This window comes from Nocardioides luteus (assembly GCF_015752315.1).
Classification (GTDB): Bacteria; Actinomycetota; Actinomycetes; order Propionibacteriales; family Nocardioidaceae; genus Nocardioides.
Genome location: NZ_JADOVJ010000001.1, coordinates 657,538 through 677,118, shown reverse-complemented (window position 1 = coordinate 677,118; position 19,581 = coordinate 657,538). Strand labels below are relative to the sequence as shown.

General features: G+C 70.4%; 27 protein-coding genes. 17 read left to right on the top strand and 10 right to left on the bottom strand.

The features are described 5' to 3' along the window. Genes HD557_RS03240 through HD557_RS03230 form a run of 3 tightly spaced genes read right to left on the bottom strand, consistent with a single transcriptional unit; the run spans nucleotide 1 to nucleotide 1,405 of the window. Nucleotides 1-258: a hypothetical protein gene (locus tag HD557_RS03240; RefSeq protein WP_008360926.1), complete on the bottom strand. Its 258-nt coding sequence runs from the start codon at nucleotides 256-258 to the stop codon at nucleotides 1-3. Between the two features lie 42 nt (nucleotides 259-300). Further along, nucleotides 301-954 carry a hypothetical protein gene (locus HD557_RS03235; protein ID WP_196872802.1) on the bottom strand — a complete coding sequence of 218 codons (654 nt, stop codon included), beginning with the start codon at nucleotides 952-954 and terminating at the stop codon, nucleotides 301-303. After that, nucleotides 944-1,405 carry a pyridoxamine 5'-phosphate oxidase family protein gene (locus HD557_RS03230; protein ID WP_196872801.1) on the bottom strand — a complete coding sequence of 154 codons (462 nt, stop codon included), beginning with the start codon at nucleotides 1,403-1,405 and terminating at the stop codon, nucleotides 944-946. The genes HD557_RS03235 and HD557_RS03230 overlap by 11 nt, the downstream gene beginning before the upstream one ends. Before the next feature lie 71 nt (nucleotides 1,406-1,476). Here HD557_RS03230 and HD557_RS03225 point away from each other — a divergent pair, with 71 nt between their 5' ends. After that, nucleotides 1,477-1,773 carry a DUF1905 domain-containing protein gene (locus HD557_RS03225; RefSeq protein ID WP_008360921.1) on the top strand — a complete coding sequence of 99 codons (297 nt, stop codon included), beginning with the start codon at nucleotides 1,477-1,479 and terminating at the stop codon, nucleotides 1,771-1,773. Nucleotides 1,774-1,814: 41 nt separating this feature from the next. On the opposite strand, the gene HD557_RS03220 is transcribed toward HD557_RS03225, so the two are convergent. After that, on the bottom strand, nucleotides 1,815-2,438 hold the full coding sequence (locus HD557_RS03220; protein WP_196872800.1) for a TetR/AcrR family transcriptional regulator: 624 nt from the start codon (nucleotides 2,436-2,438) through the stop codon (nucleotides 1,815-1,817). Continuing rightward, nucleotides 2,435-3,046, bottom strand: coding sequence for a hypothetical protein (locus tag HD557_RS03215; RefSeq protein ID WP_196872799.1), 612 nt, complete (start codon nucleotides 3,044-3,046; stop codon nucleotides 2,435-2,437). The genes HD557_RS03220 and HD557_RS03215 overlap by 4 nt, the downstream gene beginning before the upstream one ends. Nucleotides 3,047-3,137: 91 nt before the next feature. Between HD557_RS03215 and HD557_RS03210 the strand changes: the two genes are divergently transcribed. From HD557_RS03210 to HD557_RS03175, 8 genes are all read left to right on the top strand, one after another. Then, nucleotides 3,138-4,136, top strand: coding sequence for a TIGR01777 family oxidoreductase (locus HD557_RS03210; RefSeq protein WP_196872798.1), 999 nt, complete (start codon nucleotides 3,138-3,140; stop codon nucleotides 4,134-4,136). Beyond that, nucleotides 4,133-4,429, top strand: coding sequence for a DUF2087 domain-containing protein (locus HD557_RS03205; protein ID WP_196872797.1), 297 nt, complete (start codon nucleotides 4,133-4,135; stop codon nucleotides 4,427-4,429). Before HD557_RS03210 ends, HD557_RS03205 begins: the two co-directional genes overlap by 4 nt. A gap of 37 nt (nucleotides 4,430-4,466) precedes the next feature. Beyond that, nucleotides 4,467-4,877 carry a hypothetical protein gene (locus tag HD557_RS03200; protein WP_008360912.1) on the top strand — a complete coding sequence of 137 codons (411 nt, stop codon included), beginning with the start codon at nucleotides 4,467-4,469 and terminating at the stop codon, nucleotides 4,875-4,877. A gap of 44 nt (nucleotides 4,878-4,921) precedes the next feature. Continuing rightward, complete coding sequence (locus HD557_RS03195; protein WP_196872796.1) at nucleotides 4,922-5,578, top strand: exonuclease domain-containing protein; 657 nt, start codon at nucleotides 4,922-4,924, stop codon at nucleotides 5,576-5,578. 97 nt (nucleotides 5,579-5,675) lie between these two features. Next, entirely contained in the window at nucleotides 5,676-6,545 is an 870-nt protein-coding gene (locus HD557_RS03190) for a L,D-transpeptidase family protein (RefSeq protein ID WP_196872795.1), read from the top strand. Between the two features lie 74 nt (nucleotides 6,546-6,619). Further along, on the top strand, nucleotides 6,620-7,816 hold the full coding sequence (gene serA, locus HD557_RS03185; RefSeq protein ID WP_008360907.1) for a phosphoglycerate dehydrogenase: 1,197 nt from the start codon (nucleotides 6,620-6,622) through the stop codon (nucleotides 7,814-7,816). Nucleotides 7,817-7,833: 17 nt separating this feature from the next. After that, entirely contained in the window at nucleotides 7,834-8,451 is a 618-nt protein-coding gene (locus HD557_RS03180) for an HD domain-containing protein (protein ID WP_050800895.1), read from the top strand. Nucleotides 8,452-8,491: 40 nt separating this feature from the next. Further along, the gene (locus tag HD557_RS03175) at nucleotides 8,492-9,727 is read left to right on the top strand and encodes an MFS transporter (protein ID WP_196872794.1); all 1,236 of its coding nucleotides are present in this window, start codon (nucleotides 8,492-8,494) and stop codon (nucleotides 9,725-9,727) included. Here HD557_RS03175 and HD557_RS03170 read toward each other — a convergent pair. Further along, complete coding sequence (locus HD557_RS03170; protein ID WP_008360901.1) at nucleotides 9,724-9,990, bottom strand: DUF4031 domain-containing protein; 267 nt, start codon at nucleotides 9,988-9,990, stop codon at nucleotides 9,724-9,726. The genes HD557_RS03175 and HD557_RS03170 overlap by 4 nt on opposite strands. Before the next feature lie 79 nt (nucleotides 9,991-10,069). Between HD557_RS03170 and HD557_RS03165 the strand changes: the two genes are divergently transcribed. Continuing rightward, nucleotides 10,070-10,417 carry a hypothetical protein gene (locus tag HD557_RS03165; RefSeq protein ID WP_008360899.1) on the top strand — a complete coding sequence of 116 codons (348 nt, stop codon included), beginning with the start codon at nucleotides 10,070-10,072 and terminating at the stop codon, nucleotides 10,415-10,417. A 10-nt stretch (nucleotides 10,418-10,427) separates the two neighbouring features. Here HD557_RS03165 and HD557_RS03160 read toward each other — a convergent pair whose 3' ends face one another. Beyond that, nucleotides 10,428-11,162 (bottom strand): GntR family transcriptional regulator, encoded by a 735-nt coding sequence (locus HD557_RS03160; protein ID WP_008360897.1) that lies wholly within the window; start codon nucleotides 11,160-11,162, stop codon nucleotides 10,428-10,430. A gap of 126 nt (nucleotides 11,163-11,288) precedes the next feature. Here HD557_RS03160 and HD557_RS03155 point away from each other — a divergent pair, with 126 nt between their 5' ends. Next, the gene (locus HD557_RS03155; protein WP_008360896.1) at nucleotides 11,289-11,900 is read left to right on the top strand and encodes an alpha-ketoglutarate-dependent dioxygenase AlkB; all 612 of its coding nucleotides are present in this window, start codon (nucleotides 11,289-11,291) and stop codon (nucleotides 11,898-11,900) included. Between the two features lie 7 nt (nucleotides 11,901-11,907). Here the strand turns inward: HD557_RS03155 and HD557_RS03150 are convergent, their stop codons facing one another. From HD557_RS03150 to HD557_RS03140, 3 genes are all read right to left on the bottom strand, one after another. Continuing rightward, nucleotides 11,908-12,510: a TetR/AcrR family transcriptional regulator gene (locus HD557_RS03150; RefSeq protein WP_196872793.1), complete on the bottom strand. Its 603-nt coding sequence runs from the start codon at nucleotides 12,508-12,510 to the stop codon at nucleotides 11,908-11,910. A gap of 61 nt (nucleotides 12,511-12,571) precedes the next feature. Next, nucleotides 12,572-13,462, bottom strand: a complete 891-nt coding sequence (locus HD557_RS03145; protein ID WP_196872792.1) for an SDR family NAD(P)-dependent oxidoreductase — start codon at nucleotides 13,460-13,462, stop codon at nucleotides 12,572-12,574. Nucleotides 13,463-13,505: 43 nt separating this feature from the next. Further along, nucleotides 13,506-14,246: an SDR family oxidoreductase gene (locus tag HD557_RS03140; protein ID WP_231380157.1), complete on the bottom strand. Its 741-nt coding sequence runs from the start codon at nucleotides 14,244-14,246 to the stop codon at nucleotides 13,506-13,508. A 195-nt stretch (nucleotides 14,247-14,441) separates the two neighbouring features. Between HD557_RS03140 and HD557_RS03135 the strand changes: the two genes are divergently transcribed. The 6 genes from HD557_RS03135 to HD557_RS03110 are packed head-to-tail and all read left to right on the top strand — an operon-like array spanning nucleotide 14,442 to nucleotide 19,547. Continuing rightward, nucleotides 14,442-15,455, top strand: a complete 1,014-nt coding sequence (locus HD557_RS03135) for an AAA family ATPase (RefSeq protein WP_008360887.1) — start codon at nucleotides 14,442-14,444, stop codon at nucleotides 15,453-15,455. Between the two features lie 14 nt (nucleotides 15,456-15,469). Beyond that, the gene (locus tag HD557_RS03130) at nucleotides 15,470-16,357 is read left to right on the top strand and encodes a DUF58 domain-containing protein (RefSeq protein ID WP_196872791.1); all 888 of its coding nucleotides are present in this window, start codon (nucleotides 15,470-15,472) and stop codon (nucleotides 16,355-16,357) included. Next, nucleotides 16,344-16,847, top strand: a complete 504-nt coding sequence (locus tag HD557_RS03125; protein ID WP_196872790.1) for a hypothetical protein — start codon at nucleotides 16,344-16,346, stop codon at nucleotides 16,845-16,847. Before HD557_RS03130 ends, HD557_RS03125 begins: the two co-directional genes overlap by 14 nt. Next, on the top strand, nucleotides 16,838-17,917 hold the full coding sequence (locus HD557_RS03120; protein WP_196872789.1) for a vWA domain-containing protein: 1,080 nt from the start codon (nucleotides 16,838-16,840) through the stop codon (nucleotides 17,915-17,917). Before HD557_RS03125 ends, HD557_RS03120 begins: the two co-directional genes overlap by 10 nt. After that, nucleotides 17,914-18,816, top strand: coding sequence for a VWA domain-containing protein (locus HD557_RS03115; protein ID WP_196872788.1), 903 nt, complete (start codon nucleotides 17,914-17,916; stop codon nucleotides 18,814-18,816). The genes HD557_RS03120 and HD557_RS03115 overlap by 4 nt, the downstream gene beginning before the upstream one ends. Continuing rightward, nucleotides 18,813-19,547: a hypothetical protein gene (locus HD557_RS03110; RefSeq protein WP_196872787.1), complete on the top strand. Its 735-nt coding sequence runs from the start codon at nucleotides 18,813-18,815 to the stop codon at nucleotides 19,545-19,547. Before HD557_RS03115 ends, HD557_RS03110 begins: the two co-directional genes overlap by 4 nt. The last annotated feature ends 34 nt before the right edge of the window (nucleotides 19,548-19,581 follow it).

Sequence of the window (19,581 nt, the reverse complement as noted above, 5' to 3'; positions counted from 1 at the left end):
TCATCCGAGCGCCACGACGCGCAGCTGATGGGGCGGTGGACAGCTCTCGACCCACTGGTCCCGGCACTCCCGGCACAGGAGGTAGGTGTGCGTGCAGCGGTCGTCGGGACAGAGCACGGTCACCGCGTACGCCGCCACCTCGCCACAAGGTTCCGCGTCGCTGTCCGGGCTGCCGCAGCTGCACTCACAGGCGGGCCGCTCGCCGAGCTCCTCCTCGAGCCGCTCGATCTCCTCGTCGATGGTCGGGCTGATGGTCATGACATCTCCTCCGTCTGGATCGGATGTCGTCCTCACCACCACCTAAGCAGAGGCCACCGACATTTCTGCTTCGTGGATCGTGGTCACGAAAGCGAGGTCGGGCCGGGAGCCGCCGACCGGGCTCAGCTGCACGACGATGCCGGTCGCGACGTCCAGCCCGATGTCGTACGCCTCGGGGTAGACCGTCCCTGCGGGCGGCTCCCACCCCGGGGCCCCGTCCCCGTACTCGAACCAGTCGCTGACCCGCGACCACAGCAGCGGACAGCAGCCGCACCGCGGCTCGTACCCCTCACCGGGCACCGCCCGCGCCCACCAGGTCTCACGGCCGGCCCGCGGCTCCGAGCGCAGGTCGCTCAGCACCACGTCGGCCGACAGCTCCTCGGGATCGAGCATCGACACGAACACGTAGTTCTGCCACATCGGGTCGTCGATCTCGTGGGTGTGGGCCCGCGGCCGGCTCGCCACGAGACCGTCGGCGCGCAGGACCGGCTCGGGCACCGGGTCGGTCACCTTCTCGTCGACGGCGCGGTCGCCGCCGGCGTCGCGCACCCGCAGTCGGCCGGGCCGCCGCAGCCAGCACTCGACGTCGCCGTCCGTCGGCGTCCGCCAGGTGAAGTGCAGCGCGGAGAAGCGCCACGGCGACGACCGGGCGAGCGCACGGAAGGTGTCCTCGGTCAGCGACAGCTCAGCTCCCATCCGACCCACCCTCGTCCAGCCAGCGGCCGTTCCGCATCAGGTGACGGCCCTCGAGCTCGTTCTCCTCGCGCCACGCCTGCACCTTGGTCGGCCGGACGCGGATCAGGCTGTCGGCCCAGCGGCTCGGGTCCCCGCCCTGCTTGGCCGCGTAGATCTCGAGCACCTCCTTCGGCGTCCCGTTCATCGGCGAGACCTCGGCGCGGCCGTCGATGATCACGACGTCGCGCAGCTCGCCGAGCGCGAGACGCACGACCGGAGAGGCGGAGAGGTTGCGCTGCGTACGCGCTCCACCCATGCTCGCGATCCAGATCTCGCCCTCCCACCACACGAACGAGATCGGCACCAACCACGGCTGGTCGTCGTGCGCCGACGCGATCCACAGGTCGACGTCGTTCTCCAGACGGGCGCGGGTGTCGGCGAGTCTCTGGTCGAGTGAGCGAGGGTCAGCCATGGCCGCACCCTAGTCGCCGACCGAGCGGGCGACCTACGGCTTTCTGGGGCGTTCTGGAGGAGGATGAGCGCATGGAGACCTGGGAGTTCGAGGCCGAGCTGTGGCCGTGGAAGGGCGAGACCGATGCCTGGATCTTCGTGACCGCTCCGCCCGAGGTCACCGAGGAGATCCGGGAGGCGTCGGTCGCGACCGGCCCGCCCCGCGGCTTCGGTTCGGTGAGGGTCGAGGCGCGGATCGGCACGACCATCTGGAGAACGTCCGTCTTCCCAGGTCAGGAAGGCTATGCGCTGCCGATCAAGAAGGCCGTACGCCGCAAGGAGGACCTCCAGGTCGGCGACCGCGCGCTCGTGTCCATCACCCTCGTCTGAGCCCGCGGGACCAGGCACCGGCGGGTGGAGACGGGTCGGCGCTAGCCGCGGCCCTTGAGCCGGGAGCGGAGCACGAGCCGGGCCGCCGGGCCGAGATCCTCGATGACCTCGACGAGCGAGCCGAGCTGCTCGAGGGCGGCGAAGGCCGAATCGGCGCCGGGGCGGTCCACCCCGTCGTACATGAGCAGGCCGACGAACGCCGAGCTGATCGCGCGCGACAGGCCGGGCGCGTCCACGACGCTCTCGACCGGGCTCCCCTCCAGCGCACGGGCGACCGCGGCCTCGATCTCCTCGTTCCACCGGCCCATCGCGTAGCGACCGGTCTCGGCCAGCGTCTTGTCCCGCTGCGCACCGGCCAGCAGCTGCGACATCACCGTGATGTTGCCCGCGGCTCGCTCCCGCTCGTGGAGAACCCGCCCTAGCGCCAGCAGCTCGCTCAGCGAGGTCACCTCGGCGAGCTCGTCGCGGTAGGACGCCGCCGCCTCGTCGGTCGCTGCCCGGCAGGCCTGGTCGACCAGGTCCATGACGGTTCCGAAGTGGTAGAAGACCAGCGCCTGGTTGACCCCCGCCCGGTCGGCGACCGCCCGCGCCGAGACGCCGGCGATCCCGTCCTCCTTGAGCAGGTCGGTGACCGCCGACATCAGCTTGGCCTTGGTGGGGTTCATTCTGCGGCGGGCTCCTTGGTGACGAGCAGGTCGAAGAGGATCAGCACGCAGCCGAGTATGCCCCCGCAGGCGAGCGCCAACAGCATGACCACGGCGACGAGGCCCGGCTCGGACGGCCCGGTATCCGACAGGCCCACCACGGCGCTCGAGATGCTGCAGACCATGCCGAGGGCGACGGCTCCGATCACCATGTCCGGGAGCGGGATCCGTACGCCGCGCGTGACGGCTTCTCCGAACCAGGCCGCCACCGCCCCGGAGAGGCCGGCGATGGCGAGCAGGGCGCCGATGTTCTCACCCGCAACGCCCCGCCCTTCGTTCTCGACGAACATCGCGAACCCCAGCGCGAAGGTGATCCCGAACCCCACGAGGCCGGGCCAGACCCGGTCGAAGACCGGCGACGACGGCAGCAGCACGGCCGGCGCGACCAGTGCCGAGGCGATCAGTCCGACCACGGCGCCGACGAAGCCGCCGTAACAAGCGCCCATGAGCGTCCCGAAGACCGGCACCATGACGCTCCCCACGGCTCCCCCGACGACGACACCGAGCACGGCTCCGAAGAACCACCACCGGCACAACGCCCAGAACACAGACCACATCCGACCAGCCACGTACGCCTCCTCGAGTCGATTTGAGCGATTGCTCAAATCTAAGGTAGCGCAGACCTTGAGCGATCGCTCAAATCAGTTCTATGGTCACCCCATGAAGATCGTCATCCCAGGAGGAACCGGCCAGGTCGGAGGCGTGCTGCGGCGTGCGTGGAGCACGCGCGGACATGAGGTCGTGGCGCTCTCCCGCCACCCGGAGCAGCTGGAGGCCGGCGTACGCCATCGCGTCTGGGACGGCCGGACGATCGGTCCGTGGGCCGAGGAGATCGACGGCGCGGACGTGGTGGTGAACCTCGCGGGCCGGACGGTCAGCTGCCGCTACACCGAGGCCAACCTGAAGCAGATGATGGACTCGCGGGTCGAGTCGACCCGGGTCGTCGGCGAGGCGATCGCCAGGGCGGCCCACCCGCCGAACGTCTGGCTGCAGATGAGCACCGCGACGATCTACGCCCACCGCTTCGACGCGCCCAACGACGAGGCCACCGGCATCATCGGCGGCGACGAGCCGGACGTCCCCGGCTACTGGGAGTTCTCGACGCGCATCGCCAAGAGCTGGGAGGCCGAGCAGGCCGCGGCGGCAACACCGCACACCCGCAAGGTGGCGCTCCGCTCGGCGATGGTGATGAGCCCCGACAAGGGCGGTGTCCTCGACGTACTCCTCACCATGGCCCGCCTCGGCCTCGGCGGCCCGGTCGCCGGGGGCGAGCAGTTCGTCTCCTGGATCCACGAGCGGGACTTCGTACGCGCCTGCGACCTGCTCATCGAGCGCGCCGACATCTCCGGGCCGGTGAACCTGGCCGCCCCGGTCGCGCTGCCCCAGCGCGAGCTGATGCGCGTGCTCCGCAAGGAGGCCGGGATGCCGATCGGCCTGCCCGCCACCGCCTGGATGGCCGAGATCGGCGCCTGGGTGATGCGCTCGGACACCGAGCTGCTCCTCAAGAGCCGTCGCGTCGCCCCGGGACGGCTGCTCGAGGCGGGCTTCGAGTTCGAGCTCCCCGAGTGGGAGGCTGCCGCCCGCGACCTCGTCGCCCGAGCACGGCGACGGAGAAACCATTCGCATCGCGGGCGCCCGGCGCGCACGATGGAAGGGTGACCCGCGCGACCTGGCAGCCCCGACCCGACGACGCCGAGACCCTGAGACGGTTCTTCGGCAAGGACGGCCGGCTGCTCACGATCCCGTCGAAGCACGTCAAGAAGCTGGTGGTGCTCAACCAGCTCGCGCAGTCCTTCGAGCTCGGGAAGGTCTATCCCGAGCGGGAGGTCAACGAGATCCTGGGCCGCTTCCACGAGGACGTCGCCGCGCTGCGCCGCTACCTCTACGAGGAGGGGTTCATGATGCGCGAGGGCGGCTTCTACTGGCGCGACGGCGGGAGCGTCGACATCTGATCGGCGACGCCTCTGCCCGATCGGGCATGATGCGCCCATGACGATGCCGGACCAGCCGGGCCAGCCAGTGCCCGGACAGCCGCCCGTGGGGTGGATCGACCTGACCATCCAGGGCAGTCACATGACCTCGAACATGATCGTGCCGACGGTGCTCCTCAACGGCCACCAGATGCCGACCCGGTACGGCCGCAACGTCTTCCCGGTGCCGCCGGGCCACTGGAACGTCGACATGTACACCCAGTGGACCTGGAAGTTCGGTAGGGCGTCGCTGAGCTTCGACGTCGCCGAGGGACAGACCGTCCCGGTCTTCTACGCCGCGCCGGCCACGACGTTCCAGAAGGGCGCGATCGGGCACGTCAAGCAGAAGAAGCCCGGCGTGCTCGCGCTGGTCGCCGTCCTGGTGGTGCTGTTGCTCGTCATCGCCGGCATCGTGGCGCTGACGATCTGACGGGCCCGGCTCGAGTGTCGGTGCTCACCGATAGCGTCAGCACCGTGACCACCACCGAATCGCGCGGCCGAAGCGAAGCCCGGGGCAACCGACGGGGCTTCGCGGTCCTCGACGTCGAGACCACCGGGCTCGACCCCTACCGCGACCGCGTGATCCAGGTGGCGATCCGCCAGATCGCCGCCGACGGCACTGCGGAGTCGGAGTGGGAGACGCTGGTCAACCCAGGTGCCGGCGTCGACCCGGGACCGGTCGAGGTCCACGGCCTGACCACCGCCGATCTCGCCGGGGCCCCGCCGTTCCGCGACGTCGCCGCCACGATCGCCGAGCGCCTCGCCGGCCGGGTCTTCGTGGCCCACAACGCCGCGTTCGACTGGGCGTTCGTGGCGGTGGAGTCCGACCGTGCAGGGGTGCGGCTCGAGGTCCTGGACTGGTTGTGCACGATGCGGTTCGCGAAGGCGCTCGCCCTCGACGTGCCGGACAAGTCCTTGGCCACCATCGCCGCCTACTACGCGGTCGAGCAGCTGAAGGCGCACGACGCCGGCGACGACACCCGGGTGGCCGCGGAGATCCTGCTGCGCGAGCTGGCCGACGCCGACCGGGCCGGTCTCGTGCTGCCGCTGGTCGCCTGCAACGGCGCGCGACACCGGCTGAAGCGGACCCTGCGCCGCTGGTTCAGCGGCCTCGCTCGACCATCTCGTTGAGATCGTCCCGTCACGCGGGACATCTCCCGAAGAAATGCAACCGGAGGACCCCGTTCGGGCATCAGTATGTCGTCGGCCCGATCTAACCTGAAGGGCCATGGTCCGGAGCGAGGCGATGAAGATGGTCAAGCGGGCAATGATCGCGGGGGCGCTCGCCGCCCTGCTGGCAACCACGTTCGCGGCATGCGCCACCGAGCCGGCCGCCGCCCCCGAGGCCAGCGCCTCGACCGCCCCCTCCTCCTCGGCGGCGAGCCCGTCGACGAGCGCCACGCCGACACCGACGCCCAGCGCGAAGCCGAAGCCCAAGCCGAAGCCGGCCCCCACCTCGGGCCCGCGACTGTTCGGCAAGGGCGACAGCGGCGACGACGTACGTGACCTGCAGGCGCGCCTGAAGCAGATCGGGTGGTTCAACGCCGGCGTGACCGGGTTCTACGGCAACGTCACCACCGAGGCCGTCTCCGGCTTCCAGGCCAAGCGCGGCATCGCGGTGACCGGGTTCGTGGACCAGACGACGCTTGACCGGCTCCACGCGATGACCCGCGAGCCGACCGAGGCCGAGCTGACCAACGCCCCGCCCCCGGTCCCGGCGGGCAAGCTCGACCCGCGCTGCCTGACCGGCCGGGTGATGTGCATCGACAAGTCCACCTCGATGCTGCGCTGGGTCGTCGGCGGCACGGTGCAGATGAGCGTCGAGGTGCGCTTCGGCTCGCAGGAGCTGCCCACCCGCGAGGGCCAGTTCTCGGTCTTCGCGAAGAGCCGCGACCACGTCTCCTCCATCTACAAGACGCCGATGCCGTTCGCGATGTTCTTCTCGGGCGGCCAGGCGGTCCACTACTCCCCCGACTTCGCCGCCAACGGCTACAACGGCGCCTCCCACGGCTGCGTCAACGTACGCGACTACGGCGCCATCACCTCGCTCTACGACCAGGTGAACATCGGCGACGGCGTGGTCATCTACTGGTCCTGAGAACCGCCACGGACCGGCGTCCGGCCCTCGGGCGCGATTGAGGAGGCGTACGCCGCGCGCCTTAGGCTTGAGCCATGAAGGCGCTGCTCCTGGAGAACATCCATCCCGTCGCTGTCGAGAACCTCGAGAAGGCCGGCTTCGAGGTCGAGCTGCGCAGCAAGTCCCTCTCCGAGGACGAGCTGGTGGCCGACCTGCCCGGCGTGACGCTGCTCGGCATCCGCTCCAACACCCACATCACCCCGCGAGTGCTGGACGCGGCCACCGACCTCAAGGCGATCGGCTGCTTCTGCATCGGCACCAACCAGGTCGACCTGGCCGGGGCGGCGGAGCGTGGCGTGGCCGTCTTCAACGCCCCCTACTCCAACACCCGCTCGGTCGTCGAGCTGGTCATCGGCTACATCATCTCCCTGGCCCGGCGGCTGCCGGAGAAGACCGAGAAGATGCACGCCGGCGTCTGGGACAAGTCCGCCAAGGGCTCCCACGAGGTCCGCGGCCGCACGCTCGGCATCATCGGCTACGGCAACATCGGCACCCAGCTGTCCAACGTCGCCGAGGCGCTGGGGATGTACGTCATCTTCTACGACATCGCCGACCGCCTCGCCCACGGCAACGCGCGCCGGATGAAGTCGCTCGATGCGCTCCTGGAGGAGGCCGACGTGGTCTCCATCCACATCGACGGACGTCCGGGCAACCTGGGCATGTTCGGCGAGGAGCAGTTCGCGAAGATGAAGCCGCGCTCGCTCTTCATCAACGCCGCGCGCGGCTTCCTGGTCGACAACGACGCGCTGCGCAAGCACATCGAGTCCGGACACATCGCCGGTGCCGCGCTCGACGTCTTCCCGATCGAGCCCAAGGCCCAGGGGGACGCCTTCGAGAGCCCGCTGCAGGGCCTCGACAACGTCATCCTGACCCCCCACGTGGGCGGCTCCACGCAGGAGGCCCAGGAGGAGATCGGCTGGTTCGTCTCCGGCAAGCTGCGCGACTTCGTCGGCGCCGGTTCGACCGCCCTGAGCGTCAACCTGCCGGCCGTCCAGCCGCCGCCGATGGCCGGGGGCTCGCGGCTCGCGCTGCTGCACGACAGCGTCCCCGGAGTGCTCGCCGAGCTCAACAACCTGCTCGCCTCCGAGGGTGTCAACGTGACCGGTCAGTACCTGGCCACCAGCGGCGAGACCGGCTTCGTGGTCACCGATGTGACCAGCGTTCCGCCCACGACGCTGGAGAAGATCGCGGGCAACCCGCACACCAGGTGGGTGCGCGCCTACCACGCCTGACGCTAGCGTTCTGGCCCATGGAGCTCCCTCGACATTGGCCGCTGCCAGAGGCGACCGACCTTCTCGGTGAGGTTCTGGCGGCGTACGACGAGCCGACCCGCCGCTACCACGACCGCCGGCACCTCTCCGAGGTGCTGGACCGGATCGAGGAGCTGCGGGAGGAGGGAGAGCGCTTCGACCCGCTGACCGTCATCCTGGCGGCCTTCTTCCACGACTCCGTCTACGACGGGGAGCGCGACGCCGAGGAACGTTCGGCCACCTGGGCCGAGGACGCCTTGGCCGCCCACCTGGACCCCGACGTGGTCGCCGAGGTCGCTCGTCTGGTGCGGCTGACCGAGACCCACGACCCGGAGCCCGACGACCACGGCGGCCGAGTGCTCTCCGACGCCGATCTGGCGATCCTGGCGGCCCCGGCGGAGCGCTACGAGGAGTACGTCGCGACCGTCCGCGAGGAGTATCAGCACCTCTCCGACGAGGAGTTCCGGGTCGGCCGCGCCCAGGTCCTGGAGCGGCTGCTGGAGAAGGAGTCGCTCTACTCGACACCCTTCGCGCGGATCAGCTGGGAGGCCGCCGCGCGGGCCAACATCTCGGCAGAGCTGGAGACGCTCGCACCATACCTGTCACCCGATCGATAACAATTGGTTCCATACCCCTCCGGGGTGACAGAATCCGTCGGTGAGCTTCCAGACGTACGCCGACCTGTGGCGGATCCCTGACGTTCGCCGCATCCTCGTGCTGGGCCTGTTCCTGCGCGTCCCGATGCCGGCGTCCTCGGTCATCGTGACCCTGCACGTGGTCGGACCCCTGGATCGCTCCTACGCCGAGGCCGGTCTGGTCTCGACGGTGCTCGCGATCGCGATGGCGATCTCCGGGCCCTGGCTCGGCCGTCTCCTCGACCGCCTCGGGCTGCGGCGTACGCTCCTGCTGCCGCTGGCCATCCTCCCGATCGCCTGGTCGATCGCTCCCTGGGTCGGCTACCTTCCGCTGATCGCGCTGATCGCCGTCGCCGGGCTCTTCACCGTGCCGTCCTGGTCGATCGTTCGCCAGGTCGTGCTGCGCTCGGTCGAACCCGGGCAGCGCACCGCGGCGCTCAGCGCCGACGCGATCATGACGGAGCTCGCCTTCATGGTCGGGCCGGTGATCGGCGTGCTCAGCGCCAGCTACCTCGGCACCTCGTGGGCGCTGCTGGTGACCCAGTGGCTCGGGATCGCCGCGGCCATCGTGCTGTGGCTGCTCAACCCGAGCATCACCGAGGGCGAGCCGGCCGTGCCGAGCGACGCGGTCCCCAGCGACTCCGGCGCCCCGGCTCGCCGCTTCGCACTCCCGTCGTGGGTGAGCCCGGGCGTCGTACTCCTCCTCGCCGGCACCTTCACCGCCTCGCTCATCCTCATCGCCGAGGACCTCGGCACCGTGGCCGCGATGCGCGACTTCGACCGCACCGCCCTCCTCGGGCTGGTGATGGCGATCTGGGCGCTCGGGTCCCTGGTCGGCGCGCTCGTCTACGGCGCGCTCAACCGCCACCCGTCCGCCGCGGTGATGCTCGTCCTGCTGGGCGCAACGACGGTGCTCACCGCGTTCGCCTGGGGTCCGGTCTCGTTCGCCGTGCTGCTCCTGCTCAGCGGCTTCTTCTGCGCGCCGACCCTGACCGCGGCGCTCGAGGCGATCACCAGCCGCGTCCCCTCGACCGTACGCGGCGAGGTGATGGGCTGGCACGGCTCGGCCATCACCCTCGGCAGCGCCGTCGGCGCACCCACCGCCGGGTTCGCCATCGACCTGATCGGCTGGCAGGGCGGCTTCATCCTCGGCGGCGGGCTCGGCCTGCTCATCGCGGCAGCGATCTGGCTCACCGTGCGGCGGATGACGAAGCCCACGGCGGAGGCGCCGCTCCCGGGCGAGAAGTCACCCGCCTAGCGCGGCTTGCGGCGCCGCAGGCCGGCAGCAAGCAGGGCAGAGACCAGAGCCCGGGACGTCACCTCGACCGCACCGGCGGCGACCATGTCGTCGTACGCCTCCGCCGGGACGTCGTAGTGGTCCCGGTCGAACCCGCGGGCCGGGATCCCCATCCGGCTCGCGAAGGCGTGCAGCTCCTCGTAGGAGGTGTCGCTGGCCAGGTGCGACCACATCCGGCCACGACTGGGCACGTTCGGCGGATCGATCAGAATCACAGGCTGCATTGTTGGCGATTGCTCCGCAATTCGCGAGCGCTTCCGCTTGACCCTCGCCTCCTTGACCGGTGGGCAAGAATGGTCGGTGATGAACACGACAGTGCTGTTCGAGGCTCGGGCGAAGGTGCTCCATGACCTCGATGCGCGCGGACTCGCCGGCGCGGCGGCCGTCTCAGCCCTCGAGGACGCGATGACCGAGCGCGGCTGGTGGGTGGAGCAGTGGCCGGAGGGCAAGGCGTACGTCGCCGGCCTGGTCGCCCAGGACGTGCAGGACGTGCTCTTCGACGAGAACTCCGAGCGCTGGCCCGTGTGCACGCTCTGTCCGCCCGAGGCCCCGGTGCACTCGCTCCACATCACCCCCGACCTGGGCGGCCCGGACCCGATCTGGGTGTGCGAGGAGAGCGGCGACGTGGTCGCCCCGCTCGGCGATCTCTGAGCCGCAGGCGTCAGGAGGGGCCGAGCTGCAGGTGCAGCGCGTAGCGGTCGGCGCGGTAGACCGAGCGGCAGACCTCGACGTAGCGGTCCCCCGCCACCGACTTCCGCTGCCTGCGGAGCACGGGCACACCGACCGAGAGGCCGAGCAGCGTGGCCTCCTCGATGTTGGCCACATCGGCGCGGAACGTGTCGTCGACCCACGACGGGCGCATGTGCCGGCGGGCCAGCTCGGCGTAGAGGCTGGTCGGCGTGGTGCGCTCGAGCATCCCGGGCACGATCGTCTCGTCGAGATAGACGTCCTCGATGCAGATCGGCACCCCGTCGCCGCGGCGCAGACGGCGCCAGTGGACGACGGCCGCGCCCTCCTTGATCGCCAGCGCACGCGCGATCGTGGGCCCGGCCTTCTCCCGGCCCAGCAGCAGCGTCTCGGAGGAGGCCTGCATCCCCCGGCGAGCCATCTCCTCGCTGAACCCGAGCACCGGACTCTGCGCCCGCGGCGGACGCGCCACGAACGTGCCCCGGCCCGGGATCCGGACCAGCAGACCGTCGGCGACGAGCGCGTCGAGCGCCTGCCGCACGGTCGCCCTGGCGACGCTGAACTTCTGGACCAGCTCGCGCTCCGAGGGTGCCGACGCACCCGGGCTCTCCCCGATGACCAGCTCCCGGACGTACTCCCGGATCTGGACGTGCTTGAGCGAACGCTCACCGTCGACCGACCGGACCATGAGCAGAGCGTAGGTGTACACATGGCGTACGGTCCCGGGTTTGGTCAAGTTGTGACATTGCAATGAGATGAGGCAGATCAGGTGCAACGAAACCCGAATACAGGATTTCGCTAGAACACATGTTCGATCCCGAGGTATGCTGCCAGAGTGGACTTCCAGGGAACACTCTTCGCCCCCACCGACGACGAGACCACCGAGACGACCTACGAGCGGATCCATCTGGACCGCGGAGCCTGGGTGGACGTCGCCCGTGGCTGGCTGCCTGATCCCGACGACGTCTTCGCGGCCCTGGTCCACGACGTCCCGTGGCGCGAGGAGCGCCGGCAGATGTACGACCGCGTCGTCGACGTACCCCGGCTCCTGCACACCTACCTCCAGGGCGACCCGCTCCCCCATCCGCGGCTCGCCGAGGCCCGCGGCCGCCTCACCGCCCACTACCTGCCCGAGCTCGGCGAGCCGTTCGTGACCGCGGGCTGCTGCTACTACCGCAACGGCAACGACTCGGTCGCCTGGCACGGCGACCGGATCGGTCGCGGCCGCAGCAACGACACGATGGTCGCGATCGTCTCCGTCGGCGACCCGCGCCGTCTGGCGCTGCGGCCCCAGGGCGGCGGCAAGGGGATGAGCATCGAGATGGGCCACGGCGACCTGGTCGTCATGGGCGGCTCCTGCCAGCGCACCTGGGAGCACGCCATCCCCAAGGTCTCCTCCGCCGGCCCCCGGATCTCGGTCCAGTTCCGGCCCCGCAACGTCTTCTGAGACTCCCTCAGGATGCTGCGACGCCGTCCATGAGGTTGGCGACCAGGGCGGTGGCGAACTCACGGGTGACGGGCTCGTCAGGGATGAGCAGCCGGTGGTAGACCGATCCCCAGAGCTGGTCGATGAGGACTCGTACGTCGACGTCCGGCCGGATCTGGCCGGCCTCCTGAGCGGCCGTGAGGCGCTCCACGGCCAGGCGGCGGCGCTCGGCGGAGTAGAGGGCTCGATACGCGGCCGCGAGCTCGGGGTCCGTCTGCGCCTCCCCGATCAGCTGGAGGAGCGCTGAACCGCCGGCCGTCTCGGTCATCAGCGCGACGAAGGCGTGCAGCTGGCTGAGGAGATCGGCCCGGATGTCGCCGGTGTCCGGGAAGGCCAGAGTGTCCTCGACCGCGTGGAAGTAACCATCGAGAGCGAGCGCACCCCGAGACGGCCACCACTTGTAGAGCGTGGTCTTGCTGACGCCCGCAACCCGGGCCACCCGGTCGAAGGTGAGGTCGGCGATGCCCTCGGTGAGGAGCAGCTCGCCCGTCGTGCCGAGGATGTCGGCTCGGACCTCGTCGGCGGGCCGACGACCCCGTCCTCGGCGCGGCGGAACGTCCTCGGCGGTCATGTCCTCACCCTTCTGATGTCGATCGGTGAGTCAGTGTATGGGGCGCCGGCAGCGAGACGACTCACCGAGCGACGGTGAGCAGGTCGGCGAGGTCGACACGGGTGAGGAACTCGCGGCGGACACGATCAGCCACGTCGGAGACCTCCTCCGAGCCGTCGTCCGCCGGGTCGATGTGGACCCGGAACGGACGCTCACCGGCCGGCAGGGACACGATCCGTGTGATCTCGTCGGAGACCATCGAGGCGTCCGCGTCGGCCGGAGCCAGCGCGGCGAGCTTCTCGGCCACCTGGCCCATGAGCCCGGCGTAGCGGGTCTCGTACGCGGCCTCGACCGCCGTGTCGGCCGGCCGGCCGGAGTGCGCGAAGTGGTTCGTGCCGCTGGTGAACGAGCCGGGCACGACGATCGAGGTCTCCACACCCCAGCGGGCGAGCTCGCCGGCGTAGGAGACGGCGAGGGAGTCCATGCCCGCCTTGGCGGCGAAGTAGGGCGCCAGGTAGGGCGGCGTACCGCCCTTGACCGAGGAGCTCGACACCCACACCACCAGGCCGGCACCACGTGCCCGCATGCCCGGCAGCACGGCCCGGTTCACCCGCTGGGTCGAGAGCACGTTGACGTCGTACAGCTCGGCCAGCTGCTCGGGCGTGAACGCCTCGGTCGGGCCGACGACCATGTGACCGGCGTTGTGGATGAGGACGTCGATGCGGCCGTTGTCGGCCTCGATCCGGGCGATGGCCGCATCGACCGAGTCCTGGGAGTTGACGTCGAGCTCGATCGCGCGGAGGTCGACCCCGTGCTCGGCCGAGTAGTCGGCCGCCGCCCGGACCGCCGGGGCGTTGCGGCCGCCGGTCTCGCGCATCCCGGCGTAGACGGTCTGTCCGGCCCGCGCCAGCGCGCGGGCGGTGAGGGCACCGAAGCCGCTCGAGGCCCCGGTGATGACGACGATCTGATTCATGACGATGTCCTTCCTTGGGGTTCTTCGTGGGGTTCTCTGCGGCTCAGACCATGCCGCCGTTGGCGTACACGACCTGACCGTTGATCCAGCGGCACGGGCCCGCGAGGAAGGCCACGACCTCGGCGATGTCTTCGGGCGTGCCGAGGCGGTGCAGCGGGTTCATGTTGGCCATCCGCTCGATGGTCTCCTCGTCCTTGCCGTCCAGGAACAGCGGCGTGGCGACCGGTCCCGGCGCGACCGCGTTGACGGTGATGTCGCGACCCGCGAGCTCCTTGGCCAGCACCATGGTGAGTGCGTCGACAGCGCCCTTGGACGCGGTGTAGGCGGCGTAACCCGGCAGCGCGACCTTCTTGACCGAGGTCGAGAAGTTGATGACGGCGCCGCCGTCACGGACCTGGTTGGCGGCGAGCTGCGAGACGACGAAGGTGCCGCGGATGTTGGTGCGGTGCATCCGGTCGAGGACGTCCAGGTCCAGCGACGCGATCGGGCTCAGGGCCATGATGCCGGCGGTGTTGACGACGACGTCGATGCCGCCGAACGCCTCGCTGGTGGCCTTGAAGGCCTCGGCCATCGCGACCTCGTCCGCGACGTCACCGCCGACTGCGATCGCCTGGCCGCCGGCCGCGGCGATCTCCGCGACGAGCTTCTCGGCCCGCTCCGCGTTGCCGGCGTAGTGCACGGCGACCGCGAAGCCGTCGCGGGCCAGTCGCTCGACGACAGCCGCTCCGATGCCGCCCGAGCCGCCGGTGACCAGTGCGACGCGGGTGTTGTTGATGGTGGTCATGGTGTCCTTCATGAGTTGATGTGAACGATGTGTCCATATAACCACAGATATGAACTCTCTGTCCACATATGTGGTTCAGGCCACCCGCCGGAGGCCCTTCACGGTGCCCGGAAACGGCTTTCGAGTGGGCCCCAGATGCGTTCCGTACGCTGGTAGGAAAGGATGGGACCGACAGCCGACGCCTCTGGAGCCGCCTTGACCACCACCGCACCCACCCTCGCCCCGCCGTCCGCCGAGGAGATCGCCAGGGCGAAGGAGATCGTCGGGCGGATCAGCACCGCCTTCAGCAGCCGTGTGGTCGGCCAGGAACGGCTCAGGACAGCGCTGCTGATCGCGCTTCTCTCCGAGGGCCACGTGCTGCTGGAGAGCGTGCCCGGACTGGCCAAGACACTTGCCGCGAGCACGCTGAGCCAGACGGTGAAGGCACAGTTCTCCCGGATCCAGTGCACCCCCGACCTGCTGCCGAGCGACATCATCGGCACCCAGGTCTACGACCAGCGCAACCACGAGTTCGAGACCCAGCTCGGACCGGTCCATGCCAACTTCGTGCTGCTGGACGAGATCAACCGAAGCTCCGCCAAGACCCAGAGCGCCATGCTCGAGGCGATGCAGGAGCGCCAGACGAGCATCGCCGGCCACGTCCACCCGCTGCCACGCCCGTTCATGGTGCTCGCCACGCAGAACCCGATCGAGGAGGAGGGCACCTACGTCCTCCCCCACGCCCAGATGGACCGGTTCCTGCTCAAGGAGATCGTCAACTACCCCAGCGACGGCGAGGAGCTCATCGTCCTGGAGCGCATCGAGGCCGGCACGCTCGGTCCCGACCACGAGGAGACCCGTCCGGTCGCCGACCCCGACGACGTGATCTGGCTCCAGGAGCTGACCAAGCGCGTCTACGTCGACCCGGCGATCAAGCGCTACATCGTCGCCCTCGTCCAGGCCACCCGCAACGCCCGCCAGCTCCTCGGGCCGGAGACCGGCTCCTACGTCGAGATCGGCGCGTCCCCGCGTGCCTCGATCGCCTTCCTGCAGGCCTCCCGCGCGGCGGCGCTGCTGCTCGGCCGCTCCTACGTCACCCCCGAGGACGTGCGCGAGCTGCGCCACAGCATCCTGCGCCACCGGCTCCACCTCAGCTTCGAGGCGCTGGCCGAGAAGGTCCAGCCCGAGATGCTCGTCGACGCACTGGTCCGCGCTGTTCCCAGCCCCTGATCTCCCCTGAGCACATGGCGACGTACCTTCCTCGGATCCGCACGCGGCTGATGATCCATGCCCACCGCAAGGTGGTCGGGCTGCTCGACGGGGAGTACGCGTCACTTCAGACAGGGCGCTCGATGGACTTCCACGACCTGCGGGAGTACGTCCCCGGCGACGACGTGAAGGACATCGACTGGAAGGCGACGGCACGGTCCCGGAGCCTGCTGGTCAAGCGGTTCACCGCCGAGCGCCAGCATCTGGTGCTGCTGGCCATCTCCACGGGCCGGAGCATGGCGGCCCAGGCGACCGGCACCACGACCAAGCGCGACCTGGCGATCTTCACCGCCGGCCTGGTCGGCTGGCTGGGCGTGCGCCACGGCGACAAGGTCGCGGTCGCCTACGGCGACTCGGAGACCCAGAAGCTCACCAAGCCTGCCGACACCGAGGTCGCGCTCGAGCGGGCGCTGGGGCAGGCGCACGACGCCATCACCCCCGACGCCGCCGAGGCGGACATCGTCGCCGTCCTGCGCCACATCGCCACCAACGTACGCCGCCGGGCGATCCTGCTCGTCGTCACCGACGAGCACTCGGTCAGCGACGAGATGGCCGCGATCCTGCGCCGCCTCACCGTCCAGCACGAGGTGCTGGTCGCGGGCATCGACGACCTCGACCCCACCACCGCGGTGGCCGGCGGCGCACCGACCGTCGACGTCGACACCGTCGCGGCCCTGCCGGGATGGCTCAGCGGCGACGCGGTCCTCCAGGCGCAGTACGCCGAGCTGGCCGCTGCCGAGGAGCACGGCCTGCGCAGCACGCTGGACCGCCTCGGCATCGCCTACCAGCGGGTCCGCGACGACACCACCGCCATCGGCGCCGTCTTCCATCTCCTGGAGAGGCACCGTCATGCGCGCCGGTAGCGTCCCCGAGGAGTTCCAGCAGCCGCTGGCCCACTCGGGCTGGTGGCTGGTGCTCGCGCTCGCGCTGCTCGCCGGGGTGGCGCTCTACTACCTCGCCGTCATCCTGCTGACCCGCAAGCGCCGGACGGTCGTCGAGGTCGAGACGCCGTGGGTCCCCGAGCCGCGCGACCTGCGCGCCGAGCACCTGGCCGAGATCGACCGGATCGAGCGGGCGGTGCACCGTGGCGACGTACCGGCTCGGGTCGGTCACCAGCACCTCAGCCGCACCGTGCGCGACTACGTCGCCGAGGTCAGCCAGATCCCGGCCGACAAGATGGTCCTCGCCGACCTGAAGGCGACCGTACGCAGCGACCCCCGCACCCGTCCCCTGGCGATGGCCGTCGAGGTGATGTACCCGCCCGCCTTCGCCTCCGAGGAGGAGGGCCAGGCAGCCGAGCGCTTCCCCGAGGCACTGGGCCGGGCCCGGCAGGTGGTGACGACATGGACCTGAGATGGCCCGTCCTCGGCGTGATCATGCTGGTCGTCACGGTGATCGCCGTCGCCGCGATCGTCGTACTCGCCGCCCGGGTGCACCGCCGCCCGGCCGACGCCGTGCTTGTCGCCCACACCGAGCGCCTCAAGCGCCTCCCCCGGTTCCGGGAGCTCGCGACCCAGCAGCGCTGGCTGTCCTGGTGGCAGACCGCGGGGATCGCGCTCGCCGTGATCGGGTGCATCTGGCTGATCGCCCGGCCGCAGACCACCGACATCACCCAGAACCGCTACTCCACCCGCGACATCGTGCTCTGCCTGGACGCCTCGACCTCGATGTTCGACGAGGACACCCAGGTCACCCAGGCCTACTCCCAGCTCGTCGCCGGCCTCAACGGCGAGCGGGTCAGCCTGGTCCTGTGGAGCGACGCCGCGGTCACCGTCTTCCCCCTCACCGACGACTACGGCTGGGTGCAGGACGAGCTGGCCCGCGCCGGCCGGGCCTTCGCCCTCGGCGACCAGGAGTACGTCGCCGGCACCTACCTCGGCAAGGAGCGCGCCTCCCTGATCAGCGACGGGATCGTCTCCTGCGTCAAGCGCTTCGACCTGTCCAACCCCGAGCGCGGCCGGGCGGTCATCGTCGCCTCCGACAACGACCCGCAGGGCGGGCCGCCGGTCTACTCGCTGCCCGAGGCCACCGAGTTCGCCAAGGAGCGCGACGTCCAGCTCTACGGCATCGGCTCCGCCGACCTCAGCTTCCAGGAGGACAAGCGCGCCACCTTCGACAAGGCGATGACCGACACCGGCGGCACCTTCTCGCTGCTCGGTGACGACGGCTCGATCGAGTCGATCCTGGCCGGCATCGACCGGCTCTCGGCCGACGAGGTCGTCGAGCCGCCGAAGTACCAGGTCCGCGACGCTCCCGGCTGGCCGATCGCGACGATCGTCCTCGGGGTCCTGATGCTGATCGCCGGGTGGGTCTACGCCCTGGTCCGCTCCGGGCGGCTGTCCCCGGGCTCGCGGCCTCGCCCGACTCCCCCGCCGGCCCCGTGGCCCCAGCAGACTCGCCCACCGAGCGAGGTGGGCCGATGAGCGCCTTGGGGTGGCAGATCCTCACGCTCGTACGCCGCGTGCTGATCGTCCTGCTCACCGTCATCGTCCTGGTGCGGCCGAGCTGGGGCGCGGCGCCGTCGGAGATGCGTACGGCCGACCTCGATGTCCTCGTCGTGGTCGACCGCACCCGGTCGATGGTCGCCGAGGACGGGCCCGGCGGCGAGGCCCGGATGACGCAGCTCAAGAAGGACCTCAAGGCGCTCTCGGCGGCGCTGCCGTCGGTGCGGTTCGGGGCGATCACCTTCGGCGGCGAGGTCGTGCGCACCGAGATGCCGTTCACCTACGACACCACCGCCTTCAACGCCTGGGTCGACGGTCTCTACGCCGAGCGGGCCTTCGACGGGTCCGGCTCGATGGTCGACGCCCCGCGTGACGAGGTCATCTCGGCGCTCGAGCGCGACCAGGAGCGCTTCCCCGAGCGGCGCCGGATCGTGGTGTTCGCCTCCGACGGCGAGAACACCCGCGAGGGCGTCGACCAGCAGTCGTTCAGCGAGATCGACGACCTCTCCGCCGGCGGCGTGGTGCTCGGCTACGGCACCGAGGAGGGCGGCCGGATGCCGTGGGACGACGAACGCCCCCAGGACGGCTACCTCAAGGACGGCGAGGGCCAGGACGCCCGCTCCCGGATCGACCTGGCCAACCTGCGCGAGATCGCAGGTCAGATGGGTCTTCAGACACTTCACCGCACGACGAAGGAGACCAAGGAGATCGCCACCGAGGCCTCCACCTGGGACTCGGAGATGCTCACCGAGAAGACCTCCGCCGGCGGTGAGGTGTCCCGCGCCTGGATCTTCGGCTTCCCCCTGCTGGCACTCTTGCTGTGGGAACTGTGGGGCCACCGCCGCCGCGGGCACGAGGCCGAGGAGGTGCTGTCGTGACGCTGACCGAAACACCCGTCGAGGCCACCGAGCCGCAGCCCCCCGTACGCACCGCCCGCGAGCAGGTGCGACGCGCACTCCTGCTGGCCGGGATCGTGCCGGTCGTGATCGGGCTGGCCTTCCTGATGAAGGTGATCCTGATGGGCCACCACGACCGCGCGGGCCGCGAGGCCTGGGACCTGCGCGACGCCGCGACCGCGATGGAGCACTACTCCGCCAACCGTGAGCTCAACATCCTGCAGCCGTGGATCGCCCACTTCGACGCCGGCAACGCCGCCTTCCTCCTCGGCGAGAACGCCCGCGCGATCGCCTACTACGGCGAGGCCTTGGAGCGGGTGCCCGAGGACCACGAGTGCACCGTACGCATCAACATGTCGCTCACCCAGGAGGCGATCGGCGACCGCGCCCGCGACGCCGGCAACCAGCAGGGCGCGAAGGCTGCCTACGAGGAGGCGCTCGCCACGCTGAAGGAGGGCGACTGCCCCACCGACGCCGGCCAGGGCCCCGAGCAGTCCCAGCAGGGTGAGTCCGTCGAGGAGCGCCTCCAGGAGAAGCTGACCCCGAAGACGCCTATCAGGCCTGACCAGCAGGACGACCCGCCGGACCCGCCGCAGGACCAGAGCAAGAAGGAGGACAAGCTCGACAAGCGCAACGGCGACGGCGAGAGCTACCGCCGCGACGACGCCGACCTCGACGACTACGGCGGGTTCAGCGACGAGCCCCAGTGGTGAGGCACCTCAGCGCATGAGGGTCTGCGACGGTAGC